Genomic DNA, 7,675 nt, shown 5'->3' with positions numbered 1-7,675 from the left:
ATTTTTTTTAAACTTAATTCTTTTAATGCAACAAATAATAAAACAAAATATTGAAATTCAGTTAAATAAAAAATGCGCCTATGAATAAGACGCATTTCATAAATGTTACATGATTTTGTTAGGAAACATTTTCAACATTAGCATCAGCTAATGCCTTGTATGTTCCATTTACTAATTTCTCTCTGATTGCTTCAAAAGCAGCTAATGTTTCATCTATATCAGCAATAGTATGAGAAGCCGTAGGAATCATTCTTAATAAAATAATTCCTTTTGGTATCACTGGATACACTACTATAGACAAGAAAATGTTGTAATTTTCTCTTAAGTCATTAACCATAACCATTGCCTCAGGAATAGAACCTTCAAGATACACAGGGGTTACACAAGTATTTGTATCTCCAATATTAAATCCTTTTGCTTTTAAACCATTTTGTAAATAATTTACATTCTCCCATAATTTATCTTTCAATTCTGGCATTGAACGCAACATTTCTAAACGTTTTAATGCTCCAACTGTATAAATCATAGGTAATGATTTAGCAAACATTTGGGAACGTAAATTATATTTCAAGTAATCAATAATATCTTGGTCACCAGCCACAAAAGCCCCTATTCCAGCCATTGATTTTGCAAAGGTTGAAAAATAGACATCAATTCCATCTTGACAACCTTGCTCTTCACCTGCTCCTGCTCCTGTTTTACCTAATGTTCCAAACCCATGAGCATCATCGACTAATAATCGGAAATTGTATTTTTCTTTTAGAGCTACAATTTCTTTTAATTTTCCTTGCTGCCCTCTCATTCCAAAAACACCTTCAGTGATAACTAAAATACCACCTCCTAATTCTTCTGCCATTTTAGTTGCACGTTGCAAGTTCTTTTCTAAACTTTCAACATCATTGTGCTTGTAAGTAAAACGCTTACCCATGTGTAAACGAACACCATCAATGATACATCCGTGACCATCAACGTCATATACAATAACATCATTTTTTGTCACCAATGCATCAATAGTTGAAACCATTCCTTGGTAACCAAAATTCAATAAATAAGCCGCTTCTTTTCCAACAAAGGCAGCTAATTCATTTTGCAATTGTTCGTGTAAAGTAGTATGTCCGCTCATCATTCGTGCCCCCATAGGATAAGCCGCGCCATATTGAGCAGCAGCTTCAGCATCTACTTTTCTAACCTCAGGATGATTTGCTAATCCTAAATAATCATTGATACTCCAATTCAGAATTTCTTTTCCGTGAAATTTCATTCTTGGGCCTAATTCTCCTTCTAACTTTGGAAATACATAATATCCTTCTGCTTGTGAAGCCCATTTACCTAATGGACCTTTATTTTGTTGTATTCTTTCAAATAAATCTTTAACCATGATTCTATTCTTAATTTGTCGGACAAAAGTATAAATAAAAATATGTTTTTTATAATTTTTTTTCCCGATTATCCTAACACTCATTGAATTAGCTTTTAAGACTATTCTAATCCATAAATTATTAAAAAAAGAATAGGTTTTCTTGCCAAACATTGTTGCAAAAAATAAACTTTTCGTTATCTTTGACCTCCATGAAACCAATTAAAATAATAGAATGTCCTAGAGATGCTATGCAAGGCATCAAAACTTTTATTCCTACTGAAAAAAAAGTGCAGTATATACAAGCGTTGTTACGTGTAGGATTTGACACTATTGATTTTGGAAGTTTCGTTTCAGCAAAAGCAATACCGCAAATGCAAGATACCGCCGAGGTGTTGGCAAAACTTGATTTATCACAAACAAAAAGTAAATTATTAGCTATTATTGCTAATACGCAAGGCGCTATTAATGCATCATCATTTAAAGAAATTCAATATCTAGGATTCCCCTTTTCGATTTCTGAAAATTTTCAAATGAGAAATACTCACAAAACCATTTCAGAATCTTTAGTTACTCTCCAAGAAATTTTAGAAATTGCCGATCAAACAAACAAAGAGGTAGTTACTTATATATCCATGGGATTTGGCAATCCTTATGGAGACCCTTATAATGTTGAAATTGTGGGTGAATGGACAGAAAAACTTGCTTCCATGGGAGTTAAAATTTTATCCTTATCTGACACCATTGGTTCTTCCACGCCAGAAATTATAGCGTACTTATTTTCTAGTTTAATACCAAAATATCCAAACATTGAATTTGGCGCTCATCTTCACACCACACCAGACACTTGGTTTGAAAAAGTAGATGCCGCTTATAAAGCGGGATGCACAAGATTTGACGGTGCAATTAAGGGTTATGGAGGTTGTCCCATGGCAAAAGACGACTTAACTGGCAATATGCCAACAGAAAAGTTACTTTCTTATTTTACTTCCCAGAAAACTGAAACAAACTGTCATGCTATTAGTTTTGAAAGTGCCTATAATGAAGCATTAAAGATTTTTAATTTTTACCATTAATAAATAAACATTGTTACTAAAAATTTAGTAAATTTGCTCGCAATTTAATTACAAATTGCACCATGAAAGCACACACAACAAAAATTATTGGTGAAGGTCTAACTTACGATGACGTTTTATTAGTTCCCAATTATTCTGAAGTACTTCCAAGAGAAGTTTCCATTCAATCTAAATTCAGTAAAAATATTACTTTAAATGTACCAGTAGTTTCCGCAGCTATGGATACTGTTACTGAAAGCGCAATGGCTATAGCTATGGCACAAGAAGGAGGTATTGGCGTATTACACAAAAACATGACCATTGAGCAACAAGCAGCTGAAGTTCGTAAAGTAAAACGGGCAGAAAGCGGCATGATTATAGATCCTGTTACTTTACCGTTAACTGCTAATGTAGGTGATGCAAAAGCTGCAATGAAAGAATACAGCATAGGAGGAATTCCAGTTGTTGACAATAATGGAACCTTAAAAGGAATTGTTACCAACCGCGATTTACGTTTTGAAAAAAACAATACAAGAATAATTACCGAAGTTATGACTTCGGAACAGTTAGTAACAGCACCTGAAGGAACCACACTAAGTCAGGCTGAAGAAATTCTTCAAGAAAATAAAATTGAAAAACTGCCAGTTGTAGATACTAATTTTAAATTAATTGGTCTAATAACATTTAGAGATATTACAAAATTGACTCAAAAACCTAATGCTAACAAAGATAAATTTGGACGTTTACGAGTTGCAGCAGCTATTGGCGTTACAGGAGACGCTGTTCAACGAGCAGAAGCTCTAGTGAATGCTGGGGTTGACGCAGTTATTATTGATACTGCTCATGGACACACAAAAGGAGTCGTAGAAGTATTAAAAAAAGTAAAATCAAACTTCCCTCAAATAGATGTTGTAGTTGGAAATATTGCTACACCGGAGGCAGCCTTGTATTTAGTTGAAAATGGTGCGGATGCAGTAAAAGTAGGTATAGGCCCTGGATCTATTTGCACAACTCGTGTGGTAGCGGGAGTTGGTTTTCCTCAATTTTCGGCTGTTTTAGAAGTTGCTGCTGCTTTACAAGGAACTGAAATTCCAGTTATTGCTGATGGCGGAATAAGATATACTGGTGACATTCCAAAAGCTTTAGCAGCTGGTGCTTATTGCGTTATGTTAGGCTCTATGTTAGCCGGAACAAAAGAATCACCCGGAGAGACCATCATTTTTGAAGGCAGAAAATTTAAATCTTACAGAGGAATGGGGTCGGTAGAAGCAATGAAAGAAGGCTCTAAAGATCGTTATTTCCAAGATGTAGAAGATGATGTGAAAAAATTAGTACCCGAAGGAATTGTAGGTAGAGTACCTTACAAAGGAGAATTAAACGAGAGTATGCAACAATTCATTGGAGGCTTGAGGGCTGGAATGGGCTATTGTGGAGCAAAAGACATTCCTACTTTACAAAGTAAAGGAAGATTTGTTAGAATTACTTCAAGCGGTATTAGTGAAAGTCATCCTCACAATGTTACCATCACAAAAGAGGCTCCAAATTATTCTAGATAAACAACAAACAAAAGCCTCCCAACAATTACATCTGGGAGGCTTATATTTTTAAAAAGTTACTAGTTCTCAATAAAGACTATACACTGCCTTAATTCGGGTTTCTCTTGTGTAAAACTAAGAAGCCATTCTCTTAGTTGGTCCAATTCATAGGGTAACAACATTCGTGTTGCTTTTTCTAACTCTTTACAAAATAACTTTGCGTCAAAGCTAACTCTTTCTAAAATAGATTTGGTATACAAATAAATTTGTCTTGGCATAGTTTTTCATTTTAAAATTAAACAATTATGAAGAACTTATTGCTAATTTACTTAAAAATTTAATACAAAAACTAATTTTTATAAAATTTTATAGTTAAAAATTTCTAAATTTTTAATCCCACTAACATTTCTCTCTTACCTGGTGCACCTGGTAACTTTTGAGTAGTAAACCCAACTTCTTGTAAATTCTTCTTAATCACTGACCTACAAGCATAAGTGGTTAACAATCCCTCAGGCCTTAAACTATCAAACATTTTTTTAAAAATAGAAACACTCCACAATTCCGGTTGTACATCAAAACCAAAAGCATCAAAATAAACAATATCAAATTGATTTACGAAATCTATATCTTCAAAAAAACGATTAACTTTTAATAACTCAAAGCTTGAGTCTAATCGATGTTTTTCATTCCAACTCATAGCATGTAGCTTTTCAAATTTAGCATTTTTATCCTCATGATTCAGAATTTTAGCATAATTTAACATTGCCACTTCTTGATTAGTTATAGGATATGCTTCTACACCAACATAAGAAATAAACAAATTCATTTTTTCAGCCTCTAACCATGTTAACCAAGCATTTAAACCCGTACCAAATCCAATTTCTAAAACACTTAATTGACTTTTTGGACTACGTGACAAATAAAAATGTATTCCGTGTTTTAAAAATACGTGTTGAGCTTCTGTTATTGAACCATTAGAAGAATGATAATTTTCATTTAACTCCGGAACAAAAAAACTTGTAGAACCGTCTTTAGTAATAATTAGTTCTCGTTGCATGTATAACTTTTATAAATTTATCAAATCTATTAAAATTATTTCTATTTCTACAACCTCCAGATGACCTTCATCTAACAACATCAATCTAATACATACAAAAACACTATCTTTGCCAAAAAATATATTTATGGTAACCTTTCAAGATTTAAACTTACCTGCATCCTTACAAAAAGCAATAGACGATTTAGGTTTTACAAACCCCACACCCATACAAGCAAAAGCATTTCCTTATGTGATGTCGGGGCGAGACGTCATGGGAATTGCTCAAACAGGTACTGGTAAAACTTTTGCTTATTTGTTACCTATATTAAAACAATGGAAGTTTCAAAAAACAGACACTCCTCGTGTCCTTATTTTAGTTCCCACTCGCGAATTAGTGGTACAAGTTAAGGAAGAAATAGACAAATTGACTAAATACATGAGTGTCCGTTCGTTAGCTGTATATGGCGGAGTAAATATCAATACCCAAAAAACTGCGGTATATGAAGGTTTAGACATTGTTGTTGGCACACCTGGACGTGTCATGGACTTAGCTTTAGATAATGTGTTGAGATTTGATACTATACAAAAATTAGTCATTGACGAATTTGATGAGATTTTGAATTTAGGATTTCGAGTTCAATTAACCTCTATTCTCTCTATGATGAAAGCAAAAAAACAAAATATTATGTTTTCTGCTACCATGACCGAGGAAGTAGATGATGTATTAGATGAGTTTTTTGAATTCCCGGAAGAAGTTTCTCTTGCACCGAGTGGCACACCTTTAGAAAAAATTGAACAGCGCTTATATAAAACTCCTAATTTTTTAACAAAATTAAATCTAGTTAAGCATTTTTTGGCCGAAGAAACATATAGCCGAATTTTATTATTTGTAAACAGTAAACGCTTAGCTGACTTTGTTTTAGAACATTTAGAAGAAGATTTTCCTGATCAATTTGGTGCCATACACTCTAACAAAACACAAAATTACCGTTTAAATACTATGGAATTATTCCAAAATGGCGAATTACGTGGTTTAGTTACAACAGATATTATGGCACGTGGTTTAGATATTTCAGATATTACCCATGTCATCAATTTACAATTACCTGAAACTCCAGAACAATACATACACCGAATAGGAAGAACGGGTCGTGCTGATAAAGAAGGAATTGCTATAACAATAGTAAGTCCAAAAGAAGAAGAAGAATTTTTAGAAATTGAACTTCTAATGAATAAAGAAGTTAAAGTTTTTAAAATTCCGGAAGAGGTAAAAATCGAAGAAAAGCGTTTGGAATTTGAAAAAGAATTTAATGTATCAATCCCAGACGACCAAGCAGAAAATATCCAGACCGTAGGTCAGGCTATCACGTACTTGGAAGAAAATTCTAAATAATTTTCGAGTTGCAAGTTTCAAGTTTCATGATTTAAGCCTGAAACTTGAAACTTTATACTATGAAACTTCAAATCTCATTTTATGGCTTTCAAACGAGTAGTTGTAACAGGATTGGGGGCTATAACGCCTATCGGAAATACGGTAGAAGAATTCTGGCACGGATTATCAAACGGTGTTAGTGGTGCAGCCATTATCACAAAATTTGATGCCAGTAAATTCCGTACAAAATTTGCTTGTGAGGTCAAAAATTTTGACGTAACACAGTTTATCCCGAGGCAAGACGCCCGTAAAATGGACTTATTCACCCAGTATGCTATAGTGGCAGCCGACGAGGCCATGAAAGACTCTGGGCTTGATTTAGAAAAAATCAATAAAAATAAAGCCGGTGTTATCTGGGGTTCAGGTATTGGCGGGTTAAAAACTTTTGAAGAAGAAGTAATTAACTTTGCCGGTGGTGATGGTACTCCGAAATTTAACCCGTTCTTTATTCCAAAAATGATTGCCGACAGTGCATCTGGTCAAATCTCTATCAAATACGGATTGAGAGGGCCTAACTACATTACTGTTTCGGCATGTGCTTCTACCAACAATGCTATCATTGATGCTTTTAACTATATTCGCTTAGGTAGAATTAACATTTGCATTTCAGGTGGTTCAGAAGCTGCCATTACCCAAGCAGGTATTGGTGGTTTTAACGGTTTACGTGCCATGTCTGAAAGAAACGATGACCCTGCAACTGGCTCTCGCCCTTATGACAAAGACCGTGACGGTTTTGTGTTAGGTGATGGTGGTGCGGCATTGATTCTGGAAGAATATGAGCATGCAGTAGCCCGTGGAGCTAAAATATATTGTGAGATAGTAGGTGGCGGTATGTCGTCAGATGCCTACCATATAACTGCACCACACCCAGAAGGATTCGGTGCGTTTCTTTCAATGCAAGATGCATTGGAAGATGCCAATATGAAACCAGAAGAGATTGATTATATCAATACGCATGGTACATCAACACCGTTAGGTGACCCACAGGAAATAAAAGCCATAGAGCAATTATTTGGTGACCATACTTATAACATGAGTATCAGTTCGACCAAGTCAATGACAGGCCATTTACTCGGGGCAGCAGGGGCAGTAGAATCAGTTGCGGCAATTTTAGCTATTCAGCATCAGGTTGTTCCGCCTACTATAAACCTATTCAATATCGATGAAACAATCGATCCGAGAATAGATTTAACGCCTAATGTAGCGAAATCTAAAAAAATTGATGTAGTTTTGAGTAATTGTTTTGGCTTTGGCGGG

General features: G+C 34.6%; 7 protein-coding genes. 4 read left to right on the top strand and 3 right to left on the bottom strand.

The window, feature by feature from the left end; translation table 11 throughout:
* Positions 1-118 precede the first annotated feature (118 nt).
* Complete coding sequence (locus tag QZ824_RS09850; protein ID WP_291275851.1) at positions 119-1,378, bottom strand: aminotransferase class I/II-fold pyridoxal phosphate-dependent enzyme; 1,260 nt, start codon at positions 1,376-1,378, stop codon at positions 119-121.
* 191 nt (positions 1,379-1,569) lie between these two features.
* On the opposite strand from QZ824_RS09850, the gene QZ824_RS09845 reads away from it, so the two are divergent.
* Positions 1,570-2,433: a hydroxymethylglutaryl-CoA lyase gene (locus QZ824_RS09845; protein WP_291275850.1), complete on the top strand. Its 864-nt coding sequence runs from the start codon at positions 1,570-1,572 to the stop codon at positions 2,431-2,433.
* Positions 2,434-2,495: 62 nt separating this feature from the next.
* Positions 2,496-3,968 (top strand): IMP dehydrogenase, encoded by a 1,473-nt coding sequence (gene guaB, locus QZ824_RS09840; RefSeq protein WP_291275849.1) that lies wholly within the window; start codon positions 2,496-2,498, stop codon positions 3,966-3,968.
* A gap of 59 nt (positions 3,969-4,027) precedes the next feature.
* Here guaB and QZ824_RS09835 read toward each other — a convergent pair whose 3' ends face one another.
* Positions 4,028-4,225: a hypothetical protein gene (locus QZ824_RS09835; RefSeq protein ID WP_291275848.1), complete on the bottom strand. Its 198-nt coding sequence runs from the start codon at positions 4,223-4,225 to the stop codon at positions 4,028-4,030.
* Positions 4,226-4,329: 104 nt separating this feature from the next.
* Entirely contained in the window at positions 4,330-5,004 is a 675-nt protein-coding gene (gene mnmD, locus QZ824_RS09830) for a tRNA (5-methylaminomethyl-2-thiouridine)(34)-methyltransferase MnmD (protein ID WP_291275847.1), read from the bottom strand.
* 127 nt (positions 5,005-5,131) lie between these two features.
* Between mnmD and QZ824_RS09825 the strand changes: the two genes are divergently transcribed.
* Both QZ824_RS09825 and fabF read left to right on the top strand, forming a co-directional pair.
* Positions 5,132-6,379 (top strand): DEAD/DEAH box helicase, encoded by a 1,248-nt coding sequence (locus tag QZ824_RS09825; RefSeq protein WP_291275846.1) that lies wholly within the window; start codon positions 5,132-5,134, stop codon positions 6,377-6,379.
* An 81-nt stretch (positions 6,380-6,460) separates the two neighbouring features.
* On the top strand, positions 6,461-7,675 hold a 1,215-nt coding region (fabF, locus tag QZ824_RS09820), incomplete at its 3' end, for a beta-ketoacyl-ACP synthase II (RefSeq protein WP_291275845.1).

Source organism: Flavobacterium sp., from assembly GCF_021151785.1.
In the GTDB taxonomy this organism is placed as follows: domain Bacteria; phylum Bacteroidota; class Bacteroidia; order Flavobacteriales; family Flavobacteriaceae; genus Flavobacterium.
Note: the sequence above shows the minus strand (reverse complement) of the source record. Positions and strands in the feature narration are given on the sequence as shown.